We start from the raw sequence: 806 nt of genomic DNA on the forward strand, positions 1-806 counted from the left end.
CGCTCGCCGGCCTCGGCCTGCACGGCGATCGCAGTGCCACGGGGCGCGGCCTGGGCGGCAAGCGCCAGGTCACGCTGCTGCAGGCCGAGCACCTGCCGGTCATCGCCGCACTGGCGGGACGGCCGGAGGTGACCGCCGATGCGCTGCGCCGCAACCTCCTGGTGTCGGGGCTGAACCTGCTGGCCGTGCGCACGCTGTTCCGCGACCAGCCGCTGCGCCTGCGCATCGGCGCCGACGTGCTGCTCGAGCTCACCGGCCCCTGCGAGCCCTGCTCGCGCATGGAGGAGGCGCTCGGTCCGGGGGGCTACAGCGCGGTGCGCGGGCATGGCGGTGTCACCGCGCGGGTGCTGGCCGGTGGCATGCTGCACCTGGGCGACGCGGTGGTGTGCGAGTTCGCGCCACCCGGCGGATGACGACAACCCGCGAGGAGGATTGCCGATGTTTCCCTGGTTCTGGCTCCACTGGGCGCCGCAGCTTCACTTTCCGCTGAGCGGTGCGGTCACGCAGGACATCTTCAGCGGGATCCGCCCGACGGCCGGCGACGCCGACGTCGAACGCGCGGTGTTCGACGTGGCCAGCTACGGCAAGCAGCTCGGCTGGCTCAGCGAGGTGGTGCTCGGCCAGCAGCCCGACGCCACGCCCGAGCGCGCGGCGCAGGCGCAGACCGCACTGCAATGCCTGCGGACGCTGGCCGTCGAGGTGGAGACCATCAAGGACCGGCAGCGGCGCGAGCGGCGCGAGGCGGCGTCGGCCGCCGTCGAGGCTCTGGCGCAGAGCGATCCCGAGGCGCTGGCCGCGCTGCTCGC

2 protein-coding genes are annotated in these 806 nt (G+C 74.2%); both read left to right on the plus strand.

Annotated elements, in window-relative coordinates; genetic code table 11:
- A partial coding sequence (locus tag x551_RS22845) for an MOSC domain-containing protein (protein WP_036252097.1) occupies positions 1-413 on the plus strand: 413 nt, incomplete at its 5' end.
- 25 nt (positions 414-438) lie between these two features.
- Positions 439-806 (plus strand): hypothetical protein (locus x551_RS26655; protein ID WP_051512321.1); only part of this gene is annotated, 368 nt, incomplete at its 3' end.

This window comes from Methylibium sp. T29 (genome assembly GCF_000576205.1).
Classification (GTDB): domain Bacteria; phylum Pseudomonadota; class Gammaproteobacteria; order Burkholderiales; family Burkholderiaceae_C; genus Methylibium; species Methylibium petroleiphilum.